The sequence below is a fragment of the Vibrio sp. SCSIO 43140 genome (genome assembly GCF_023716585.1).
GTDB classification, from domain to species: Bacteria; Pseudomonadota; Gammaproteobacteria; order Enterobacterales; family Vibrionaceae; genus Vibrio; species Vibrio maritimus_B.
This window is the reverse complement of sequence record NZ_CP071851.1, coordinates 1,936,011-1,959,644: the sequence shown is the minus strand read 5'-3', so window position 1 is coordinate 1,959,644 and position 23,634 is coordinate 1,936,011. Positions and strand designations below refer to the sequence as shown.

Here is a 23,634-nt window from a genome sequence, read left to right as displayed (position 1 = left end):
TCGACTTCCCTTTTTGTTAGCTCAGTAAGCCTAACCGACCTTAAGTTTTCAAAGGTTAGTCTATGAAGTTCGTAGAGCGCTTTTGTGCAGCGAAGTCTTCAACATTACCTAGCGTTGTTTCTGCGATATTTTCGAGAGCGTCTGTGGTCAGAAACGCTTGGTGCCCTGTGAATAGCACATTGTGACATGCTGAAAGACGACGAAAGACGTCATCGACAATCACATCGTTGGACTTATCTTGGAAAAATAGCTCCTTTTCACTCTCGTACACGTCCAAGCCCAGAGCACCTATTCGACCCTGTTTGAGCGCTTCTATTGCAGCAGATGCGTCCAAAAGCTCACCTCGACTGGTGTTGATAATCATCACGCCATCTTTCATCTTACTGAAAGCAGTAGCATCGAGAAGGTGGTAGTTTTCTGGCTGCATCGGGCAGTGCAACGAAATCACATCTGATTTGCTGATCAGTTCATCGAGCTCGCAGTAGGTTGCGCCGAGTTCTGTAACCGCATCATTTGGGTAAGGGTCATAACAAAGCACGTTCATTCCTAGCCCACGAAGGATACGAATGGTCGCAATGCCAATCTTTCCGGTGCCTATAATGCCTGCAGTTCGTCCGTGGAAGTTGAATCCCACCAAGCCTTCTAATGAAAAGTTTGCGTCTCTGGTTCGCTGAAACGCCTTATGGAAGCGGCGGTTTAGCGTCATCATCATGCCGACAGCATGCTCGGCAATGGCTTCAGGAGAGTATGCAGGAACGCGTGCCACTTGAATGTTTAGTTCTTTTGCCGCTTCTAGGTCGACGTTGTTGAACCCAGCGCAGCGCATGGCAATCATCTTAATACCACGATGAGCGAGCTGCTCTAGCACTGGCCTCGACAAATCATCATTCACAAAAGCGCAGACGACATCGTGTCCTTTTGCCATTTTTGCTGTTTTCTCATTGAGTCCAAAGCTATAGAACTGATAGTGCAATGGTCTTGACCCTTTCGCGCTTTCAAAAGCCACTTCGTCGTAAGATTTGGCGCTAAAAAATACAATACTGGTCATTATTATTCCTCACTCTTGGGCTAACGATAGTGTAGTTGAGCGTGTCTGTTAGCAAAGTATCACACCCTTAATACGTAGATAAACCGAGCACTTGTGTGGATATATAACGCGAAGTGATGAGATTTAGTTGAGTAAGACTCTATATGTCGTCAAATGGCAGTTTTTAGTGAAAGTGATTGGTTACTATGTGCTCACACATTGAAACACCAACATCATTGAAAGAGAGTATTACATGTTTAAGAAAACACTGATTGCTGCTTCACTCGCGTTGACGACCGCTTCTGCATTTGCTGCTATGGCACCGACACAAGCTTCTGAGCCAACGACCATCGAAGCGTCGCAAGTGGTTGTATTTAAGAACGTCAATATTTTCAACGGAACCGAAAATAAGCTGTACAACAACCATTCTGTCGTTGTGACTGGCAATAAAATTACCGCGATTATCCAAGGCAATGCAGATGTACCTGCTGATGCCAAAGTGATTGACGGTGAAGGTCGAACCTTGATGCCGGCATTGGTTGAAGCGCACATGCACCTAGCGTTGCCAAAAGGGCTACTTGGTACCAACGATATGCGTTGGTCAGAGATCGCTGTCCACGCTAAAGGGTTCGGTGAGATGTACCTAGACCTTGGCTTTGGTACCATTCGCGATGTTGGTGGCACAGATGGCGTCTGGACTGAACTTGAGAAGAAAGGTGAAATCGACTTCCCACGTACTTATGTTTCAGGTGCGCCTATTGCGCCAATCGGTGGACACTCAGATGTCGGCCTACAGTCACGCCGACTCACAGATTCACCACAGAACCTAGAAATCTTAGGCATCATGTCAACGCCGGCTGGCGTGGCAGAAATCCATGAGCAAGCGCGCCACAACTACCGCCAAGGTGGGCAGTTTACTAAGGTGTTCCAGTCGGGTGGCGTGTCGTCAAAATTTGATCCATGGCAATACCAATCGCTACTAGATGAAGAGCTCAAGGCAGCGGTAGATATTGCTGAATCGTACGGCTCCTATGTGGCAACTCACGCATACTCAGACAAGGCATTGCACCAAGCGTTGGATACTGGTGTTAAGTCCATTGAACACGGCTTTATGTTCAATGAAAGCCACCACAAGAAGTTTAAAGAGAAGGGCGCTTTCTTGGTGACTAACCTCACGGCGTTCTCACCGGAGTTGGCGAAAGTGCCAGTGGTGCAAGACCCAAGCATTCAGAAGAAGCTAGCGTCGGCGCAAGCGGCTTTCGACAGCTACATTGAAAACGTACAGAAGCTAGACCCAGACTACCGAGCGTTCAATACTGACTGTGTGGGCTATGCGGATATGTGTGCCAAGCAGATCTCTCATGAGATTTACCTAAATGCGAAGTTCTTCGGTAGCTTCTCAGCGCTCAGAGCAATGACATCAACCGGTGGCCGAATTTCAGCGGAGCTGATGGAGGATTGGATCAATCCTTACTCAGACGGCAAAATTGGTGTGATTGAAGTGGGAGCGTATGCCGACATTCTATTGATTGATGGTAACCCGCTTGAAGATATCACGCTGATTGGTGGTCGAGAAACCTGGCTAACCAATGATGCTAAGCCAGATGGCTCTCACCTGACCGAAATGGATCTCATCATGAAAGACGGTAAGATTTTCAAAAATACCCTCTAAAATAAACAAAGCGCCTGGCGATAAGTCAGGCGCTTTGTTTTATTACAGCAGTCACGCTTTCACTACTCAAACGGTTTGACCAAACTCGACAGATTGACGACACTTTAGGTATCCATTCCTAACCTCTTCATTTTATGAAACAAACTCAAGAGATGGACTTCTCACTCGTTTCAAAACAAAGTGTCCAGTTCTTTGCCTGTATGCTAGGTGAGATTGATGGCGACATTTACGCTTTGCTTCGTGCGGCCACCATTCCCAGCGATATCCATACCGATACTGATTATGAGTACTTGCCAGAATCGATCCTGAAGAACTTCTTTGAGGTGTTGGCTCAGCATATGAATGAAGAGAGGGTGGGGTGGTTGTTTTTAAGAACCTGCAGAGAGCACTATGTTCCAGAGTTGATTGCCGCCATGTCGAAACAGCCCACCTTAAAGGGCACTCTCGAAGCCTTCGTCAATCAGCTTCAAACTCGCTCGACGGGAGCTAAGGTCTATTTGCAGCATTCAGCAAATAGCTGGTGGCTGGTACGTGACAAGGCCGGCGTCAATGAGCCTTGGTTTAACTACGCGGAGATGTTCTCGGTTATCTGCATGGCAGAGGTGCTACGAGCCCTAACGAACGATCAGTGGACTCCTGCGCGTATTGGTATTCAAAGCCAAAATAGGGACGGCTTTTCTCGTTTACCCTCTCTAGAGCATGCGCACTTTTATGTTGAGCGTCCTGTGACGGCGTTAGAAATTCCAGTTTCATTACTCGACTTTCCAGTAAAAGTTTCCGCATCAAGGCGAAGCGCTACCTTGACAGCTACCGAACCTCTGATCTTTAAAGAACAGTTTACCTTAGCTATCACTCCTTATCTCTCGATGGGCAAACTACCCATCAAGCTCGCCGCAGAGATCCTACGTCTCAACGTCCGCACGCTGCAACGCCGCTTAAGTGCAGAGAACATTATCTACAAACCTTTTATCGAGCAGCTTGTGTTTGATGAGGTGAAAAGAAGGCTTCGCGACACAGACGAGTCTGTCACCCAGCTTGCCAATCGTTATGGTTACTCCGATTCAGCGCACTTTACCCGTTCATTCAAGCGTATTGCTGGTGTGACGCCCTCTGCTTATCGCTCGAAATATCAAAAATAAGTGAAGCCCATTCTAGTATTTTGTGTCATCAAATGGCCATTAATTAGCGCTCAGATTATTAAACTAGATGGATAAATACTCACCGACATGAGCGTTACCTATGACTCCAAAACTACCTTCATTGGTCCTTTCCTTACTAGGGACAGTTTTTGCTATACCTACTCTTGCAGCAAGTTTTGAAGGACCCGATTCGGTAGAAAATACCATCGCACAGCAAACAGAAGTAAAAAAGGATTGGCGGAATCAACTTGCTGAGGATGGCTTTAGTTTTGGAGCGGACTATTTTTCATTGGGCTTAACGTCACCCAGTGGAGTGGATGGATCGTCAGTCAATGCTGCATCGGGTGTAGCAAGGTTTTATGGTACTTGGAACCTGTTAGGTCACGGTAGGGATAACACAGGTAGCCTAGTCTGGAAGGTCGAACATAGACACAGCTACACCAACACTGATCCCAAAAGCTTTGCTTGGCTTGGACAAGACCAAATCGGCTATGCCGGTATGATTACTCCAGCGTTTAGCGACCAAGGGTTTCGAGTAACAGATCTTAACTGGAAACAGAAAATCAGTGACGGCCGAGGGACGATCATTGTCGGGTGGCAAGACGTGACGAACTATATTGATGTCTATGCGTTAGCAAGCCCTTGGTCTGGTTTTACTAATCTTGCTTTTTCTACTGGTGCAGGAGCAATTGGGTTACCTGATGATGGTGTGTTAGCGCTCTCTGTTGGTCACATGCTAGGGGACAACTTTTATGTGATTGGCGGTATTGCGGACGCGAAAGGTAAGTCTGATGACATCTTTGATGGTTTCAATACCGCTTTCGGTGGAGACGCAGCTTACTTCAAGACCCTAGAAATTGGTTGGACTGCATCCCAAGAGCAGATATACACAGATAACCTGCACCTGACGTTCTGGCATATGGATGCAGGATCTAGGCACAGCTTGTCATCAACAGTGTTGGACGATGGAACTGTGATAGGTGGCGAGACTGGACAAGGGGTAAACTTTTCTTGGAGTCAATTTGTGACACCACAAATTATGCCATTCGTTCGTGGTGGTATCTCTGAGGGGGATGTCGCACTCTATGATCGCTCTTTATCGGTTGGTATGGGGTACTTTGGGCTGGGTAAGCCGACCAATAATCTAGGCTTTGCCATTAACTGGTCGAAAACGAATGAAGATACCCTACAAACCTTCTTAAACGCGGGAGAAGAGCAGGTGGCAGCAGAACTGTATTACAACATGCAATTTGGCGATCATGTGCAAATCACGCCGGATATTCAATATATCAAGGATCCTGCATTCTCTAGTGGAAGCAGTGCGTGGGTATTTGGCGTTCGTGCTCGAGTCTTTTTCTAGTCTCTAGATATTTGTTAATAAAGAAAAAAGTAGTTAAAAACGAAAAAGCCCGCTAGATGGTAAGCCATGAGCGGGCTTTTTTGAGAGCCTTAGCTTGCTGCTCTTACTTTGCCCTCTCTCAAGTCGTTAAGTACCCGAGCTTTTGGACCATCAGCGATGATTGTCCCTTTCTCCATTACGATGACTCTGTCTACGACTTCAAGCATAGAGGTTTTGTGAGTGATTAAAACCAGCGTCTCTGATTCTTTGAGCTGCTTGAGCTGAGTTTTAATGTGCAGTTCGGAGCGGTTATCCATAGAGCTAGTGGGCTCGTCCATTATCAGAATAGGAGGGCGAGCCAAGAAAGCACGAGCAATGGCCACAGCTTGGCGTTGACCGCCAGAGAGAAGCAAGCCACCCTCACCAACTTGTCTCTCTAAACCGGCAGGATCTTGCTGGGTAAATACCGTTACACCGGCTCGGTTTGCCGCATCCATCACGTCTCGGTCATCGACGAGTGGTCGGCCGAGCGTAATGTTGTCGCGAATGGAACCATAGAACAGCGCGCAATCTTGTGGAACACAACCTATGTTGCGTCTTACGTCCACGTGGTGAAGCTGAGCGATGTCGGTTTCATCAATACGGACATGACCCTCTGTAGGCTGGTACAAGCCCATAATGAGGCGCTCAAGGGTTGTCTTACCTGAACCGATACGACCGATAATAGCGACCTTCTCACCAGGCTCTATGGTTAGGCTCAAATCTCGAATCGAGGCCATTGGTGAATCTGGGTAGTGGAAGGTCACGCGATCAAGCTCAATCTTGCCTTGGATGATAGGGCGGTGAATGTAGCGCTTACCTTCCTCTTGCTCGTCCGGCATGGCCATCACTTGCTCGATAATGGTCATCGATGACTTAGCTTGGTTATAGCGGGTCGAAAGCAGTGAAAGCTGCACTAGAGGACCAATCGCACGGCTACTCAACATGGTTGCGGCGATTAGCCCACCCATGGTGAGTTCGCCTTCTGCAATTAAGTAGACACCAAGGATAATCATACCTATGTTGGAAGATTGCTGAACAAACCCCGCGGTGTTTTGAATACCATCGGTAATGCGCTTGCTCTTGATATTCCAGTTAGCCATGTGGGCCACAGCTTCTTCCCAGCGATACTGGTATTGGCTTTGAGCACCGAAGATTTTTACCGTTTCAAGACCTGCCAAACTCTCAATTAAGTTGGCGTATTTTTGCGATGCCAATCGGGAGCCCTCTTCAATGGTCTTTCTCAAAGGACCTTGAATGAGCAGTGAGTAGGTGATGAGTATCACTACGCCAACAATAGGGATGATGACGAGGTTACCCGCCATGAGCCAAATGATGACTAAGAACAAGAGTGCAAAAGGAAGATCGATCAGTGATGCAATGGTCGCTGATGTGAAGAACTCTCGTATTGATTCAAATTCTTGCAAATGACGCGCAAATGCACCAACCGATGGCGGTCTGGACTCCATTCGAATCCCCATGACCTTACTGAACAACTTTGAAGATATCAGGATATCGGATTTCTTACCCGCCACGTCGATAAAGTAACTGCGCATCAACTTGAGAACGAGGTCGAAGCCAAACACGACGAAGATACCGGCGGCGAGTACCCAGAGCGTCTCGAAGGCAAGGTTGGGTACTACCTTGTCATACACTAATCGAGTGAACAGCGGTGCAGCAATGGCGAAGATGTTGATGAGTAATGAAGCGATTAACACATCTCGATAAATGCGTTTTGACTCCCACAAAGTTCCCCAGAACCAGTGCCCGTCACGGGTTTTAAGCACTTCTGGGGAGCGTTCGTCATAGCGAAACTGCTTCTTCACCAAGAAGTAGCGACCTGTGTACTGTTCTATCAGATCATCAAGACCAATTGAGATGGGTACCATGCCTGACTCAAGCGTGATGACTTCCGCTTCGTTACTCTCTTGGTCAATACTATTGAGCACACACGCATCACCGCCTTTGAGCAGTAAGATGACGGGGAATACGATACTGGGGATATCGCCAATGTCTGCGCGATTTTCTTTCGCCACCAAGCCTGCGCGCTCAGCGGAGCGTGGCAGTAAGAACGGAGTAAGTTTGCCAGATGATAGGGGCAATCCGTTCACCAACGCTTCAGGAGAGTTGGCTAAGCCGTAGTATCGGCTGATGTAGATAAGCGAGTTAAGTAACGGATCCTTCATGGAATCTGCCTCTGTTATTTGTCCACAATGAAGCCTTGGAATACATCCACAAAGTGCTCAGACAAGAAGTCCAGCTGCGTTTGTGTTTCCACTCGCGAGGCGATCGTTTTAATGCCTAAGTTATGGGCAGTTCTAGAGATAGAGGTGAGCGTAAATTTCTGTTTTTCATCATCAAGTTGGTGAGTGTACAGATAATCGAGTTTCACATAGTCAGGTCTAAACTCATTCAAATACTCCAATGATTGGAAGTTTCGACCATAGTTATCAACACCAAACATGGCGCCAGCGCCGCGGACAGCATTACAGAAAAGCGCGGTGTGGTGCGGATTACTGATAAAGCAGGTCTCTGGGATCTCAAAATGCAGTTTCTCACAGATGCTAGGGTGTTTAGCCAGCTCTTGTGAGATCCAACGAATAAAGCTTGGTTGAGCAATACTGGTCGGTGTGATGTTAATAGCGATAGCATCTGCCATTTCTTGGCGTTCTAGTTTGCGGATAACCGAGATAATCACGTGCTCATCAAAGATATGGCTAGCATCAAGCTGCTCTAGTGCTAGCAGGTATTGGTTAGCGGTATAGCGCTCGCCATCTTTCTCAATCGCAGAGAAGACTTCTCGGTGATAGGTCTCTCCAAAACTGCTGTTGGCTGACTGGAATCGGAAGGTGACTTCGTCATTGTTGATTGCTTCTTCCACCAAGGCGCGCCACTGCTGTTTACCCATGATGACGCCCGTGTGCTCGCTTGAGATGTAGCCGTAGTCGATCTCTGGGTTAGATTTCGCTTTGGTTAGCGCATTATCCAACACCGACAGCATTTGTGTGGAATTCTTACGCTCTTCATTAAACACCACACCCAGCGATGCTTTGGCTTTACTAAGACCTGTTGGATCGGCGTTGAGGTCTTGAATACAGGTAATAATGCTATTGGCAGCAAATTTTAATTCATTTTCATCGATGTTAGGGAACACGAAACCAAACTCATCCGTCGAGATTCGCGCAATGACGGTATTCGGCAGGTTAATGGTCATCGACAGCAAGTCCGCCAGTTCACGGACTAGACCGTCACCCGCTTCGTATCCATCGGATTTGTAGGTGTGTTTAATAAACTCTGCATGGAGAATCGCGACACCGCCCAGTGAAGATTCAGACAGCCACTGGTTGAGTTGCCCCATGAAGAATGCACGGTTACCTAAATGAGAAACAGGATCCATGTAGGCGCGCTCGCGAAGCTTCTGCGCTTCTTTTGCTTGTTGTTTAAAGGACTCTTCAACGTGTGCAGACATGCTGTTGATGCCATCAACAACAGCAATCAGATCTTTGGTTTTGGGTCTTAATAGCGGCTCACCAAACTGGCGATTGGCAACCTGTTCCATTTTTTGCACGATGGCACGCAGAGGGTTAAGAGCGCGGCGCAGAATAAACGAAATGGAGAGCAGGCCAAGAGCGAAGATGCCTAAGAAGGCAGCAGATAACCTCTCAAAGGCAGACCAAAGCTGTGAGTAAGCTTCGCCAGGATGACTGATGATTTCAACTTCGGCCAGTTGCAGCCAGCCACTGGTCACGACTCGAGAGTCGTTGATTGGTGAGAACAAGGAAAGGTTGGTAAACCACTCTGGGACATCGTTTGGCTTGATCGGGTAACTACGGACGATTTCCTCATTGGTTTCGAGAAAAACCAAGCGTACCGTTGAGTAGGTACTGCCGTCAAAAAGCGCGTTAATTACCGATTCAACAGCGACACTATCCTGAGATTTCAGATACGGCGCTAAGGCAAGCCCCACCGTGTTGATGGTGTTGTTTACCTCAGAGCGTTGCTGCTGCTCTAGGAAGTTTCTTGTTGTGTTGAATTCGATGATAAACACCGACGTTAACAGCAGCACAAATACTGCTATCATGCCGACCACTAGCTGTCTGTATAGTGTCATAATTATTTACTCGTCGTAATTTACCTTTGGTTTCCGTAACGTTAATGAGCGCTCGCGACTGCGCAAATCATTCCATAATTTAAGTCTCGACGACTTTCCGGCTAACTTGCCTTGGGTAGTTTTCATGGTCCATAGGTTGCGACCATTAAAGCTGTAAATCGGTAATAGATCGCCGCGTTTAGACGCGGGCTTTATTTCGCCGATTAGGTTGTCCAAGATCAGCGGTTGAGAACGAGGGGTTTCGTAGTAAGCGAGAACCATGTGGAACTGGTTCAGTTCTATCGCCTTGACGTACACTAGACGGAGTTTTTGATCTGAGATCCCAAGCTCTAGCAGCGAGAAATATTTAGCGATTGTGAAATCTTCGCAGTCGCCCGCATTGCTTCCTAGAAACTCTAACGGGGTTGCCCAGTAGTCCTTTTTCCCCCACAAGCGAATATCGTCGACAAAGTTGAGCTGATTGAAGAATTCGTTCACGCCAATCAGTTGTTGCTTCTCAGATTTACCCTGTAAACCAGCAAGCACAGATCGCCAGGTCTGGACTCGTTTCCCAGCTCTATCTCCGTAAGTCTTGGTTACCGTGCTAATCCAACGCTGCTCTTGTTTGGTATAGGCGTCACTTGTTCCCGCTAGTGATATTGCTATCGCAGCGGCACAGCCTATTAATGCAAACTTTATTCTGGCGCGCAGACGCTCCGTGCGCTCACTCTTTATCACTCAGTCCCTTTTACTCTCTAAGAGCGTTATTTTGTGCGCTTAGTATCGGTTTAAGCAGGTAATCCAGCACCGTGCGTTTACCGGTAATAATGTCCACCGATGCGGTCATGCCAGGAATAATTGGCAAGGTTTCATCGTGACCAAAATTGGTCTTGTCTGTTCTTACTCGGACGATATAGAAGCTATTACCTTCTTCGTCTTGTGTTGTATCCGCGCTGATATGTTCAAGCGTTCCGTCCAAGCCGCCGTACTTTGTAAAATCGTAGGCACTGAACTTCACGATAGCGTGTAAATCTGGGCGTAAAAACGCGATGTCTTGTGGGGCAATTTTTGCTTCAACCAGCAGGGTGTCTTCAGTCGGAACAATTTCAACAATATCCATCCCCGGCTGGATTACGCCGCCTACCGTATTGACGTTGAGTGTTTTCACCGTTCCATTTACTGGAGAAACCACGACCGTTCGGTTCACTCTGTCTTCAAGGCCTACCGCTGACTCTGTCATAGAAGAAAGGCGGTCTTGTGCTTCATTGAGTTTTTCTTGTTGCTCTGAGCGGAATTTTTGTGCGATGTCGATACGGCTCAGTTTCGCTTCCTCGATGGCAGAGCGTAGAGCCGGCAATTTAAGCTCCGTAGAAGTGAGTTCTCGTCTTGTGTCGTTGACTTGTCGTTGTAGCTTAAGCAGTTCAACTTTTGGAACGACACCTTCATCGGCTAGAGGCTTAGTGATGTTTAGCTCGTCGCGAGCGAGGTTGTAACCGTTTCTTAGGTTGCGAACTCGGGCTTGCATCTCAACGAGATCTTGCTGTTTTTGTCTTACCTGTTGATCAATCACTGATAGTTCGTTTCGAAGCTCATTGAGATCCTGTCGGTATTCCGCTCTTTGGCGAGAAACCAAACTCTTGTTGTTTTCTTCGAACGTAGGAGGGTAGGCAAGCTTAGTGGTATCGAGAGTGACAGATTGTCGCCAGTCACTTCCTGACTTTGACTCATCTATAATCACACTGGTTAGCGAAGCGGAGAGTTGCAAAACGCTTGCCGTTAGATTGAGTACTTGCTGTTCGCGCTCACGAAAGTCTGAGCGGAATCGCGTATCATCGATAAGTAGCAGTTGCTGTCCTTGGGTAACGATGTCGCCCTCACGGATCAGAATCTCTTTCACCAAGCCACCTTCGAGGTTTTGAATAACCTGAACTTGAGAGGAAGGGATGACTTTGCCTTGGCCAACGGTAACCTTATCGATCTCTGCCCATGCAGCCCAGGCCACTGCACAAACAAAAAATAGCAACATGACCCAGAGCATGATTCTGGCGCTGGTGGGCGTATTGAGCAGCAAAGCAGCGGTTTTGTCGTCGATATAATCCAGTTCGGCGTCCGACACCTTTTTGTATTCTTTCTTGTCCATATTTCATCCGAAATGGTCTGTTTAGGATGCGACTAATGTTTTGATTCTATTACTAACACTGTCTATCTGTAACCTCTTCTTAACGAAAGAGTCGATCCATACTGCATTATTGGGCGTAGTTCAGTAGGTAACCTGTCGCTGAGGGTGACATCCTTTTCATCTATTACCCAAAAGTTTAGCAGTGACGGGGTGAATATAAAGTAATGAATTATCGAAATAATGTCTGGTCAGCGAAAACCCATCACCATTTCATTACAAACTAGGAGATGGATTTCAAAAATCGATGACCAGAAGGGGAATTCGGGTTGTTTTCTGCCACATATCAGCGCAGAATTCACAAAAAAGTGAGGAGTTGTTATGGGAATTGAAGATATTCGCCGCGAATACTCGAAAGGTGGTTTGCGTCGTAAAGACTTAGCGGATGACCCTATTGTCCAATTCAATAAATGGCTAGAGCAGGCAGTGGAAGCCAAGCTGACTGATCCTACCGCAATGACAGTGGCAACCGTTGACGAAAACGGCATGCCTTTTCAACGCATCGTGCTGCTTAAGAACGTTGATGAAAATGGGTTTGTGTTTTATACCAACCTTGGCAGTCGCAAAGCTCAGCAAATAGAGCACAATAACAAAGTGAGCCTGCACTTCCCTTGGCACAACCTAGAGCGTCAGGTGCATATCACTGGCGTGGCTGAGAAGCTGACGGCGATGGAAAATATGAAGTACTTTACCTCTCGTCCGAAAGAGAGCCAATTGGCTGCGATTGCCAGTAAACAAAGTAGCCGTATCTCGGCTCGTGGCGTGCTGGAAGGTAAATTCTTAGAACTTAAGCAGAAGTTTGCAAAAGGTGAGATCCCTGTTCCGACGTTTTGGGGGGGCTACCGTATTCGTCCAGAGTCGATAGAGTTCTGGCAAGGTGGTGAGCACCGCCTGCATGATCGTTTTCTGTTCAGCAAGGACGGAACAGGTCACTGGGAAGCGGAACGTTTAGCGCCGTAACTCATTTTTCTGACTGCACTGCATTTGGAATGCTTTCGCTTTTGAGCAACGAGATTTATCTAAGCTGCGGTTTTCGCAGCTTTTTTTATAACTTCCGGCGAATTTAGTACAAATTACAAGCACCGTAACTTGTCTCAACATGATCATCGTTCCGGAAGCTTGATCAAGTTAGGATCCTTTTTGCATGCTTACTACTTTTGCAAACGCGCAACGTTAAAGTGAGCAAGCACAAGGGCTGGAGCGATTAGTTTTTCCAAATTGGATGTAAATAGGTATACTCCGCGGATCGAAATTCAACTTACAAGGCGGTCGGAGACATGGTTAAACGAAACAATGACATCCTTGATCATGCTTCCCCAGCACCTAAAATCATTAAGCCTGCAGAAATCGTACGATTGCCTTCGCATATGGACTCTCACGAGCATCACTATACTCAAGTGGTCATCGGCCTAAAGGGAAAGTCCGAGTTCGAAGTGGGTGGAATCGGCAACCTTGTGGGGCCCGGTCAAGGCTGCGTGGTGACATCAAACCTTGATCATGCTTTCGGTGGTGTGATTGATCAGCCTGATATCCTAGTGTTGAATATGCCATTGCCGAGTGATGACGATCCGGTTCTTCTTCAACGAATCAATGAGTTATCGCAAAGTAAAACCTACTTCCAGCTTGATATTCAGATCCAAAAGCTGATTCAAATGCTGGTGGCAGAGATGAAAAGCAGTCCGGATGATCTGCTGCTGAGCCGTGCATGTAACGATACAGTGGTTGCTCTGCTGCAGCGCCATATCTCGGAGTTAAAAACCTCGCTGCGGGACTCTCGCTTCGACCTTGAACAGATCGATCGTTACATCGAGCAGCATCTTGCTCATAAGATCTCTGTCGCTCAGTTAGCAGGAAGTGTCTTTCTTGGCGAGAGTCAGTTCCATATGCTGTTCAAAGAGCAGTTGGGTATTACCCCTCATCAGTACGTGCTTAATAAGCGTGTCGATGCGGCGAAACGCTACATCGAGCAAGGTCACCTAAACCTAGGACAGATTGCTGAGCTGACAGGCTTCTCCGGGCAAAGCACCTTCACACATGCCTTTTCGAGGCTGCAAGGTATCTCACCATCTCAATATCGTAAACGCTTCACTTAGCCTTCTACCGCGTTGATTATTGGGATTCGCTGTCAATGCAGATCATCATGGCATCAGGACGCCAGTACTCAAACTCGCAATCCATCAGTACCCCATCTTGCTTGTAGTTCACTCGGCAGATCTTAAGTACAGGTTGCCCCTCTGCCAAGTTGAGCGCTTTGGCGACGTGGCTGGGTGCTGATGTAGGAATCACATCGAAGTGTGAGCGCTTTGTCTCGTACCCGTATTTTTCTTGATAAAACTGGGTGAGTGATAAGGTTAGGTTCTCATCCAATATCTCGGGGAACAGCGAAGCAATCAGGCAATTCTCAACAAACAGCACCACGCGCCCATCGATATATCTCAGTCGCTCAATGACATGAATCGGTGTAATGGTGTCAACCGACAGCGCGTTGGCATATTCGCTACTTGCCATCTCACTTCTAACGTTCACTAGCTTGGTTTCTGCGATTCGGTTTTGCTCGCGAATCATTTGATGAAAGTGACTACGGGACAATGGGTTATAGCGAATACGCTGCGGTGAAACATACCAGCCACGCCGTTCTTCTCGATAGATCAAGCCTTCGGTTTCAAGTGAGGTAAGGGCATCTTTAATGGTAATTCGAGTGGTGGAGAAGAGTTCACTCAACTCACGCTCAGAAGGCAGTTTCTGTCCTGCCTGCATGATGTCTCCGGAGATTTGCTCTCGTATGGTGGTTTTGATTTTTGCGAGCTGGGTGAGGGGTTTCATTGTTGTGATCTAGTCCATTAGCGTATAGATGAACAAGATACGACAGCTTGGTAACAGTTTTATGAAGGCTTCAATCTCATCTGGTTTTAATCGTAACCTGCTCACTAATAAAATCTTTCCTAACTATGACGTTGCCAAAACCCAGTTTTTCTCAAAATCAGCAATAATTAAAATTCAATCCGACTAAATTAATAACCTCATATTTAAACAACATGAAAAAACTCAATCTCGTTTTTATCGCTCTAGTCCTCACCGTTCTAGCTGGTTGTTCTTCAACCGCGTCCGTCGACAATGCAAAAACCAGCAGCTATGCCCGTTCTCATGAGCTTGTTGGCCAAGCATCATGGTATGGAAGTAAATACCATGGCAAGCGCACCGCAAGTGGTGAGCGTTATAACATGAGGGCCTATACTGCGGCTCATAAAACGCTTCCTTTCGGCACCATTGTTAGGGTGACGAATACCAATAATGGCAAAAGCGTCGATGTGAAAATTAATGACCGAGGTCCGTTTGTGAAAGGGCGAGTGATTGATCTTTCACGTAAGTCGTTTGAGCAGATTGGGAACATCAATGCTGGTACTTTACCGGTAAAAATTGATGTGATTGATGACAGTAATACGTTTAGGTACAAGCACTAAATCTTCGTCTCTCCCCATAATTATTAGTCATTCCACTGGCCTACTAACGTGTGCGGCCAGCGGGATGACTAGAAAATCAAATTAGCCTTCACCAATCCCTTCATCAAACTGACGCATTTCTGCCATTTAACCTCCACAAAACCGTCAAAAACTCTGCCCTAAATTGTCACATTTGCGAAATAGCATAAAAAGTGAACTTACTGACCTAGTCCAGAAGGATAGAGACAATGAAAACTTTGCTTAACCGTGCAAGTATCGCAAAACTTGGCACTGCCACTTTGATTGCTGCGGCGATCTCTTCGACTGCTATGGCTGACGACAGCGTTCAAGCACTCGCTGAAGCTGCCAAAAAAGAAGGGGCGGTTTACAGTGTGGGTATGCCTGGTAGCTGGGCAAACTGGAAAGATACTTGGAATGACCTTAAGTCTACTTACGGCTTGAAGCACCAAGACACTGATATGAGCTCGGCGCAAGAGATTGCTAAGTTTGAAGCGGAAAAGAAAAATGCGACGGCGGATATCGGTGATGTGGGTTTCGCCTTTGCTCGCGTAGCGGTACAAAAGGGCGTGACACAACCTTATAAACCAACAACTTGGAATGACATTCCCGATTGGGCGAAAGACAAAGATGGTCACTGGGCGCTGGCGTATACCGGTACTATCGCGTTTATCTCGAACAATAATCTAGTGAAAGATGCGCCAACCTCTTGGCAAGACGTACTGGAAGGTGACTACAAGGTCACAGTCGGTGATGTGGGTGTCGCAGCACAGGCAAACAACGCTGTGCTAGCAGCAGCATTTGCTAATGGTGGTGATGAATCTAACCTAAAGCCAGCTATCGAGTTCTTCTCAAAGCTTGCTAAGCAGGGACGTTTGTCATTCACAGACCCAAGCATTGCGAACCTAGAAAAAGGCGAAGTCGAAGTTGCTATCCTTTGGGACTTTAACGCGCTGAACTACCGTGACCAAATCGACCGTTCGCGCTTTAGCGTTAACATTCCACAAGATGGCTCGGTCATCTCTGGTTATACAACCATCATCAATAAGTACGCGAAGAACCCGAACGCGGCGAAACTGGCTCGTGAGCACATCTTTAGCGACCGTGGTCAAATTAACCTTGCAGAGGGCTACGCTCGCCCAATCCGCTCCAATGTTGAGCTGCCTGCATCGATTCAAGAAAAGCTGATTTCAAACGACCAATACAGCAATGTGCATCCTGTGACGGACTTTAAAGCATGGGAAAAATCAGCGCGCCGTCTGCCTCGTCAGTGGCAAGAAAACGTGCTTATTCATCAGCAGTAATTTGAGAGCCTAAGTAAGAGGTAAGTATGAGCAATAAGGTCATTCTTGTTGTCCTCGATGGTCTCAATTATCAAGTAGCCCGTGATTGCATGGGCTACTTGAACGGCTTAATCGAGCAGCAAAAAGCAACCCTATACCCAATTCAGTGTGAGCTTCCATCAATGTCGAGACCACTCTATGAGTGTATTTTGACTGGGGTGCCACCTGTCTTAAGCGGCATTGTTAATAATCAAATTGTCCGCCTATCGAATCAAGAGTCCATCTTTGGCCTCGCCAAATCACAGGGCAAGGTAACAGCGGCGGCCGCTTATCACTGGGTGAGCGAGCTCTACAACCGAGCGCCGTATGATGCAGTGCGTGACCGTTTTACCGATGATGAATCACTCAACATTCAGCACGGTCGTTTCTATCATTGGGATCACTATCCTGATGAGGCGTTGTTCCTTGATGCGGAATCGCTCAGACAGCAATTCAATCCAGACTTTCTCTTAATCCATCCAATGAATATTGATGATGCGGGGCACAAGCATGGCTTGGATTCGAGACAATATCGAAACAGCGCTCGCGCCGCGGATATCTACCTATCGAACTACATCAGCACTTGGGTTGATGCAGGTTATCAGGTGATGGTGACCAGTGATCACGGCATGAACGACGATCTTTCGCACGGCGGAATCTTGCCTGAAGAGCGTGAAGTCCCGCTGTTTGTCATTGGTGACACCTTTACCCATGCTGAAACCACCGTGAAGCAAACAGAGCTCTGCGGACTCTGTTGTCAGCTTCTTGGGCTTGAGCATCGTAAACCTTATGCACCGGAAATGATCGCGCTATGAGTAGCTCAGTAATCGCAACGCCGAGTAATGGCAATACGCAGTCTCGTCAGGGCGCGTCTCTATGGAATCGTTTTAAACCCGTTCTGTGGCTCGCGCCCTTTGTGCTGTTTTTCTATCTGTTCCAGCTCGCCCCAATGGTTTGGGTGTTTTTTAATAGCTTTCAATACGATGGCGAGTTTTCACTGGATAATTACCTAGAGGTATTTGACTCCAGCTTCATGATTCAAGCCTTTAGCAACAGTATTTGGCTGTCGGTATGGTCGAGTGTGATTGGTCTCGCCATTGCTGCGCTGCTGGTGTCATCACTACGCAGAGTCGACAGCAAGCTGCGTGATGGCGTGATAGCCTTTACCAACATGAGCAGTAACTTCGCCGGCGTGCCTCTAGCGTTCGCTTTCATCATCATTCTGGGTGTGAACGGTGCAGTTACTCTGCTCCTAAAGCAGTATGGTTTGATTGAGGGATTCAATCTCTATGGAAAGTGGGGACTTCTGGTCATCTACATTTACTTCCAGATCCCGTTAGGTGTGCTGCTGTTATATCCCGCGTTTGATGCGCTGCAAGATGATTGGCAGTCCGCATCAGCGCTGCTTGGTGCGAAAACGCATCAGTATTGGACTCAGGTTGCACTACCGGTGCTGTCTCCCGCGCTGCTCGGTACCTTCATTATCTTGATTGCTAACGCGATGGGCGCATACGCCAGTGTCTACGCGCTGACCACGGGCAACTACAACGTGATTACCGTGCGCATCGCGAGCTTAGTATCGGGTGATTTGTTCCTTGAGCCGAATCTGGCCGCCGCCATATCGGTGATTCTGATGGCGATTCTCGCCTTTATTACGGTTATCAATCAGTGGCTATTGTCGAGGAGTTACCATGCTTCAAAATAGCAAATCTCTTGCTAGTAAAAAGCTGACAAGTAATGTTAGTACTTACTATCATAAAACCGTTGTTTACGGAATCGTTGGGTTGATGCTGGTTCCGATTATCGCGACCTTAGTGTACTCCCTGTCATCAAGTTGGGGAGCTACCATATTACCTGACGGCTTTACCTTTAATTGGTATGTTCAGCTGCTTACCGACTCACGTTTTCTTGCCGCATTTGGGCGTTCGCTGTTGGTTTGCTTCGCTGCCTTAGCACTGAGTGTGGTGCTGATCCTACCGGCGATATTTGTGGTGTTTTACTACTTCCCAAAACTCGACAAAGTGATGAACGTGCTTATTCTTCTGCCGTTCGCAGTGCCGCCTGTGGTCTCTTCGGTGGGACTATTACAGATTTATGCTGACAGTGCGGTGCCTTTGGTTGGCACACCATGGATCTTAATTGGCACCTACTTCACCATCGCGCTGCCGTTTATGTACCGTGCGATATCCAACAGCTTCGAAGCGATTAACTTGAACGATTTGATGGACGCAGCGCACTTATTAGGCGCGAGCACGACCAAGGCGTTCCTCTTGATCATCGTTCCGAACTTGAAGAAGGGTTTGTTGGCGTCGCTCTTCTTGTCTTTCTCTTTCCTATTGGGAGAGTTTGTGTTCGCCAATATCTTGGTGGGAACACGTTACGAAACGCTACAAATCTATCTCTACAACATGCGTCAAACCAGCGGTCACTTTACCTCTGCGTTAGTAATGACTTACTTTTTCTTTATCTTCCTACTGACATGGCTTGCCAGCCGTTTTAGCAGTCAACAACAAAAGGGCAAATCATGAGCTACGTATCTGTTAGTCAACTTACCAAGCGATTCGGCAATAACACGGTTTTCGAAGACATTGACTTCACGATTGAAAAGGGCGAGTTCATCACTCTGCTCGGGCCTAGCGGCTGCGGCAAGTCAACGCTACTGCGCAGTCTCGCAGGACTGAATCCGGTAGAGGGTGGTCAGGTTTTGGTGGATGGTGTCGATATCACTCACGCAGCGCCTCAGCAGCGAGGCATTGGCATGGTATTTCAATCCTACGCTCTATTCCCGAATATGACGGTGTCAGAAAACATAGCCTTCGGCCTCAAGATGCAAAAGCTCGCAAAGACAGAGATAGAGCGCGAGGTTGCCAAGGTGATTGAGCTGGTGGAATTGACGGGCAAAGAGAAACAGTACCCGCACCAACTATCCGGTGGTCAAAGGCAGCGTGTTGCCCTTGCTAGAGCTTTGGTGGTGAAGCCAAGGATCTTGCTTTTGGATGAGCCTTTGTCTGCACTCGATGCCAAGATCCGTAAGAACCTGCGTCAGCAGATCCGCACCATTCAAAAAGAGCTAAACCTGACCACTATCTTCGTGACCCATGACCAAGAAGAGGCGATGATCATGTCTGATCGTATCTTCTTGATGAACAAAGGCGAGATTGTCCAACAGGGTGAGCCTGAGGCTATTTATACCCATCCAGTAAACGAGTTCGTTGCAGGCTTTATGGGTCACTACAATCTGGTGGAGGCAGCGCAAGCGAAATCGTTATTTGATCTGGAAGTTAACAGCAAAGTCGCCATTCGTCCAGAGTCCATCTATGTGCGCGAGCAAGGGCGCCAGTATGGCGAGCATATTTCTGCACCGCGAACTGGGATCATTAAGAATCACCAGTTGCTTGGCAATGTGATTCGCTATCAAGTGGACGTGGATAATTGTGAGCTTACTGTCGACTTGCTGAATCGATCATCAGAGCGCTTGCTGTCTGTTGGCAGTCAATTGGAGCTGCTGTTTAACCTAAACGAAATTCAACCTGTGAGAGCTTAGAATGTCTAAACCCCTTTATGTATTCGATATGGACGAGACGCTGTTTGATGCCGATTGTGCCATGCTGTGGAACCGATTCTTGGTGGAAAAAGGGATAGCGACAGCACCTGATTTTTTGGAAGAAGACAAACGCCTAATGGCACTCTATGCACAAGGTAATATGGATATGGAAGACTACTTAAAGTTTTCCATGTCACCTCTGTCTGGCGTGTCCAAAGAGACAGTCTCTTTGCTGGTGGAGCAGTGTATTGATGAGAAAATTATGCCTCGGTTGTTTCCACAAGCTGCCACTTTGATTGAGCAACTTAAGCGCGACAATATTCAGACGGTAATTATCTCTGCATCTGTGAGTTTCTTGGTGTCGGCCATCGGTAAACGTGTTGGAATTGATGAGGGGATGGGGATCGATTTAGTGGAAGAGGGCGGCTGTTATACTGCTCGAATCGACGGTATTCCGACTTATCGAGAAGGTAAGGTCGCTAGGCTGGAGCAATGGTTGATAGAGAGCACGACGCAGTACTCGGAAATCCACTTCTATACCGACTCTATCAATGACCGACCGCTGTGTGAGTTTGCTGACTACGCTTACTTAGTGAACCCGTGTCCTCTGCTCAAAGCGCTTGGTGATAAGAGGGACTGGCAGCAGCTTGATTGGTCTTTGTAATCAATTTATACCCAGCTAATCAAATTGGACTATCTTAAAAAACACTCGTCATCTTCACGAAAGTGAAGATCTCCCAAAGCGCGTAGCTAACTGAAAAGTAGTGACTAATTTACGTTTGCAACACGCTGAGAGAGATCCCCTTTTTCAAGGGGATGACGGTATTTTTGGGGATTATTGCTCTATCTTTTGAACTTCTTTTATTTCAAAGTCTGCAAACCAGACTTCATCTTCGCCGGCATTCAGACCCGCTTTGTCGTTAAGAGAGCGATAGATACCCCATTTCGGTCGTACAAAGTTGTCGGTACTACCATTGCTGCCAGAGCGCCAAAGTTCGATATTTTGTTCATTGACAGTAAACAACGGTGTTTCAGACCCAAGTGGTGTCACTGACAATTCCAGTGAGCCTTGTTCGCTGAACTTTGCGCGTACAAAGACCTCTAGCCACTGCCCTTGTATCTGAGTTGCCCAATCAATGCCTAACTGTGAGGTATGAAGCAGCATGGTCTTAGCATCTTGGCTATCGACATGACGTACCTCCAATCCACTGACTCCACTTTTGGTATTACCGGTAATGGTGACTAAGGGTTGGCTGACAGGGTCGCCAAAGTCAGAGACCGCCTTTAGCTGAAATAGGTGGGTAAAGTGGCTGGTGACAGCGAAATCTTCGTCGATTCGAAACTTCCAGCGGTACTCAAATGTCTTGTCCATGAAGCCTTTGAGTGAGTCTTCAGACTTGTCGTATACTTTGATTTCGTTGCGTTGGCGATCGGTTTTACCTGTGTCTCGATCACCATCTAAGTCACGATGAATGGTAAAACGAAAATAGTCGCCAACTTGGTTATCACTGTCCTCTGTAATGTGTTTTACCCCGCTATGGTTATGCTCGCCATAGAGGTCTGGCGCTTCAATAGAGCCTGCTCCGAGAACACTTTCGATCAAATCGTAGGTATCCATATTGGCTGGACCATCCGATACGAGCGAAGCGCTACTCAATACATAGTAATTTCCTGAATCATCGATATCGGGTGTATTGGGAATGCCGGAACTGCCTGAGTTAGTGCCGCCACAAGCGGTCAGAATAAGTGGGATAAGGGTGGAAAGTGCGAGCTTTCGAGCTTGATGCATCATAGGTAACGTCCTAAAACAAAAAAACGGGACACCCTACACGTGTCCCCAAAAGCAGCTTTGCTTATTACTTACAATGTTGGTGTGGAGTCTGTGAAATTGAGAGTGAGCAAGCTTAGCGAAAGACACTAAGCTTGCGGGGTAGGTTATGTTATTAGTTATCGTTAAGACCAAACTTAGTGGCACGCTCGACAATTTGCTCTGGCGTTAGTGCAACGTTCCAAAGAGCGATATTATCTGCCGAACCGTCAAAGTTTTTGTCTGAACTGCTAGCTCCGCCTAAAAGAATAAACTTGTCACCGGCGTTTTTTGCTAGCTCCCAACTAACAGTTTTGCTTGCTACTTCAATACCATTTAGATACACATTAGCGAGGCTTGTAGTTTCATCATATACAGCTGTAATGTGGTACCAAGTATCATCTGCAATCGCTACATCTGAAACTGCCTCTGTTGATAGATTGCTTCCATCGACTTTACCGCCGTATACCTTGAACTTCAGCATATCTTTAGTGCTTGAGCTATCGCCTTCAATATAGAGTTTATAACCCAGATAGTTGCTTGTATCTGCCCAATCTACGAGTGCTACATCAATATCATTGGCTCTGTTTCTCTTTATGACGGTTTCAAGTGTGAATGAACCTTCAATTTGGTCAGCTCCAGAGTTTGCATCCGATGTGTAATAAGCATATCCATAGCTTTCCGTTGCTTGATCCTGGATGATACTAGCAGCAGTGGAATCGTCGCCCAATGCACCTGTGGTGGTGCTGAGATCGGCACTACCTGTCCACTTCACACTGGTTCCATCAGAACCACTATCACTGGTAAAGTCACCGTTATCGAATTTGTACTCGTGAACGGCTTCTGGGAAGTCGCCTGGCTCAGGTTCGCCATTATCACCTTCAGTACTAACAACAGTTGCTTCTGAACTGTTGGAGTGGTATGGGTCTGATACTGAATTTAAAACCGTACCCGGGATATAGCTCTCGAAGTCATCCTCAAACGTTTCTTCTTCGTTGTTGTATACAACGATGTTATCGGCTACAACTTCATAGTGAGTAGTATTGCCATTGTCACCTAATCGCACTGCTATATAATTGACGGCTTCCTTCTTAGTCACTTGTCCCGCATAAGATACATCATTGATCATGAACTCAAACTCTGGAGTTTCTTGTAGTGCGTCCCACGGTACTTCAATCGAGAGTGCTTCTCCTTTGGTAAATGTACCTAGAATTTCTTCGCTTATGTCGCCGCCTGAGGTTCTAAAGCGGATTTCGCCAGGAGCTTCGTTGCTCTCGCCAGGACCTAAAATGATTTCACCGAATAGGCTTGATTTTGAGGCACTGCTTGTGTAAATCGAGATGTAGGCATTGTTACCATCAGAGTTTGCTTCTTGTGAAGAGTCCTCATCCACCTGATAAATCACATCTAACGTTAGTTTGCCCGTCTCGATTGCAGAGAGTTGTAGGCGCAGTTCTCCGGTATCACCATCGGTACCGCCTTTAGTATCTTGTACAACAACAAATTGGTTGACACCATACTCAGCGTTAGCCGTTGCAACTGCAGCTTTTACGCTAGTGTCATCTGACTGATTTTGACCAGACAGGACTATATTTCCTTCATCGACAAGGATTTTCAAAGCACCATTTTCTAGCTCATACGGTACGTCTGTATATGTTTCACCGATGGCGCTTCCACCGTAGTACTTGAATGTAATTGTTTCTGCTTCAGTATCTTCATCAAAATTATCAGTTACTATCTCGTAAACTCCCGGAATGTTATCGTCGTGATAGTATTTCTGCTTGGAGCCGCTAAAAATATAAACGTTTGGGAGATCTACACCGCCAGACTGTGCAGTCACACCATCATTTCCAATTTCCCAGAGTTTGTCCGTAAGTTCAGAGGATGGAGTAGTGCCACCACCACTATTACCACCGCCATTACTTTCATCAATAACTTCTGGACCATTACAACCCATGAGAAGTCCGGTTGAGATGGCTACCGCTGCTGCTACTTTAGATACTCGCATAATATCGCTCTCT

20 protein-coding genes are annotated in these 23,634 nt (G+C 46.9%); 12 read left to right on the top strand and 8 right to left on the bottom strand.

Translation table 11 applies throughout. The features are described from left to right. Positions 1–55: 55 nt before the first annotated feature. The gene (locus tag J4N45_RS27105) at positions 56–1,048 is read right to left on the bottom strand and encodes a 2-hydroxyacid dehydrogenase (protein ID WP_252015946.1); all 993 of its coding nucleotides are present in this window, start codon (positions 1,046–1,048) and stop codon (positions 56–58) included. 232 nt (positions 1,049–1,280) lie between these two features. On the opposite strand from J4N45_RS27105, the gene J4N45_RS27100 reads away from it, so the two are divergent. The 3 genes from J4N45_RS27100 to J4N45_RS27090 all read left to right on the top strand — a co-directional run bounded on the left by J4N45_RS27100 (position 1,281) and on the right by J4N45_RS27090 (position 5,198). Further along, a complete protein-coding gene (locus J4N45_RS27100; protein ID WP_252015944.1) occupies positions 1,281–2,699 on the top strand; it encodes an amidohydrolase family protein in 1,419 nt (472 codons plus the stop codon). Between the two features lie 134 nt (positions 2,700–2,833). Further along, positions 2,834–3,838 (top strand): AraC family transcriptional regulator, encoded by a 1,005-nt coding sequence (locus tag J4N45_RS27095; RefSeq protein WP_252015942.1) that lies wholly within the window; start codon positions 2,834–2,836, stop codon positions 3,836–3,838. A gap of 100 nt (positions 3,839–3,938) precedes the next feature. After that, the gene (locus J4N45_RS27090) at positions 3,939–5,198 is read left to right on the top strand and encodes a carbohydrate porin (protein WP_252015940.1); all 1,260 of its coding nucleotides are present in this window, start codon (positions 3,939–3,941) and stop codon (positions 5,196–5,198) included. A gap of 89 nt (positions 5,199–5,287) precedes the next feature. Here J4N45_RS27090 and J4N45_RS27085 read toward each other — a convergent pair whose 3' ends face one another. The 4 genes from J4N45_RS27085 to J4N45_RS27070 all read right to left on the bottom strand — a co-directional run bounded on the left by J4N45_RS27085 (position 5,288) and on the right by J4N45_RS27070 (position 11,446). Continuing rightward, entirely contained in the window at positions 5,288–7,402 is a 2,115-nt protein-coding gene (locus tag J4N45_RS27085; RefSeq protein WP_234497639.1) for a type I secretion system permease/ATPase, read from the bottom strand. Positions 7,403–7,416: 14 nt separating this feature from the next. Next, entirely contained in the window at positions 7,417–9,327 is a 1,911-nt protein-coding gene (locus J4N45_RS27080) for a bifunctional diguanylate cyclase/phosphodiesterase (protein ID WP_252015938.1), read from the bottom strand. 6 nt (positions 9,328–9,333) lie between these two features. Beyond that, a complete protein-coding gene (locus J4N45_RS27075) occupies positions 9,334–9,990 on the bottom strand; it encodes a transglutaminase-like cysteine peptidase (protein ID WP_252017262.1) in 657 nt (218 codons plus the stop codon). 64 nt (positions 9,991–10,054) lie between these two features. Beyond that, the gene (locus tag J4N45_RS27070) at positions 10,055–11,446 is read right to left on the bottom strand and encodes an HlyD family type I secretion periplasmic adaptor subunit (protein ID WP_252015937.1); all 1,392 of its coding nucleotides are present in this window, start codon (positions 11,444–11,446) and stop codon (positions 10,055–10,057) included. Between the two features lie 357 nt (positions 11,447–11,803). Between J4N45_RS27070 and pdxH the strand changes: the two genes are divergently transcribed. Continuing rightward, positions 11,804–12,442 (top strand): pyridoxamine 5'-phosphate oxidase, encoded by a 639-nt coding sequence (pdxH, locus tag J4N45_RS27065; RefSeq protein WP_042475029.1) that lies wholly within the window; start codon positions 11,804–11,806, stop codon positions 12,440–12,442. 317 nt (positions 12,443–12,759) lie between these two features. Continuing rightward, complete coding sequence (locus J4N45_RS27060) at positions 12,760–13,575, top strand: AraC family transcriptional regulator (RefSeq protein ID WP_252015935.1); 816 nt, start codon at positions 12,760–12,762, stop codon at positions 13,573–13,575. Positions 13,576–13,591: 16 nt separating this feature from the next. On the opposite strand, the gene J4N45_RS27055 is transcribed toward J4N45_RS27060, so the two are convergent. Continuing rightward, positions 13,592–14,305: a UTRA domain-containing protein gene (locus J4N45_RS27055; RefSeq protein WP_252015933.1), complete on the bottom strand. Its 714-nt coding sequence runs from the start codon at positions 14,303–14,305 to the stop codon at positions 13,592–13,594. A gap of 212 nt (positions 14,306–14,517) precedes the next feature. Between J4N45_RS27055 and J4N45_RS27050 the strand changes: the two genes are divergently transcribed. The 7 genes from J4N45_RS27050 (at position 14,518) to J4N45_RS27020 (ending at position 20,470) form a co-directional block, all read left to right on the top strand. After that, complete coding sequence (locus J4N45_RS27050; protein WP_252015931.1) at positions 14,518–14,943, top strand: septal ring lytic transglycosylase RlpA family protein; 426 nt, start codon at positions 14,518–14,520, stop codon at positions 14,941–14,943. A gap of 227 nt (positions 14,944–15,170) precedes the next feature. After that, positions 15,171–16,244, top strand: coding sequence for an ABC transporter substrate-binding protein (locus J4N45_RS27045; protein ID WP_252015929.1), 1,074 nt, complete (start codon positions 15,171–15,173; stop codon positions 16,242–16,244). A gap of 26 nt (positions 16,245–16,270) precedes the next feature. Then, a complete protein-coding gene (locus J4N45_RS27040) occupies positions 16,271–17,077 on the top strand; it encodes an alkaline phosphatase family protein (RefSeq protein WP_252015927.1) in 807 nt (268 codons plus the stop codon). Beyond that, positions 17,074–17,967, top strand: coding sequence for an ABC transporter permease (locus J4N45_RS27035; RefSeq protein WP_252015925.1), 894 nt, complete (start codon positions 17,074–17,076; stop codon positions 17,965–17,967). Before J4N45_RS27040 ends, J4N45_RS27035 begins: the two co-directional genes overlap by 4 nt. Before the next feature lie 82 nt (positions 17,968–18,049). Further along, a complete protein-coding gene (locus tag J4N45_RS27030; protein WP_503058245.1) occupies positions 18,050–18,790 on the top strand; it encodes an ABC transporter permease in 741 nt (246 codons plus the stop codon). Further along, a complete protein-coding gene (locus J4N45_RS27025) occupies positions 18,787–19,806 on the top strand; it encodes an ABC transporter ATP-binding protein (protein WP_252015922.1) in 1,020 nt (339 codons plus the stop codon). Before J4N45_RS27030 ends, J4N45_RS27025 begins: the two co-directional genes overlap by 4 nt. Position 19,807: 1 nt before the next feature. Beyond that, on the top strand, positions 19,808–20,470 hold the full coding sequence (locus J4N45_RS27020; RefSeq protein WP_252015920.1) for an HAD family hydrolase: 663 nt from the start codon (positions 19,808–19,810) through the stop codon (positions 20,468–20,470). A gap of 171 nt (positions 20,471–20,641) precedes the next feature. Here J4N45_RS27020 and J4N45_RS27015 read toward each other — a convergent pair whose 3' ends face one another. Both J4N45_RS27015 and J4N45_RS27010 read right to left on the bottom strand, forming a co-directional pair. Further along, complete coding sequence (locus J4N45_RS27015; protein ID WP_252015918.1) at positions 20,642–21,598, bottom strand: polysaccharide lyase family protein; 957 nt, start codon at positions 21,596–21,598, stop codon at positions 20,642–20,644. Positions 21,599–21,749: 151 nt separating this feature from the next. Further along, positions 21,750–23,621 (bottom strand): LamG domain-containing protein, encoded by a 1,872-nt coding sequence (locus tag J4N45_RS27010; protein ID WP_252015916.1) that lies wholly within the window; start codon positions 23,619–23,621, stop codon positions 21,750–21,752. Positions 23,622–23,634 lie beyond the last annotated feature (13 nt).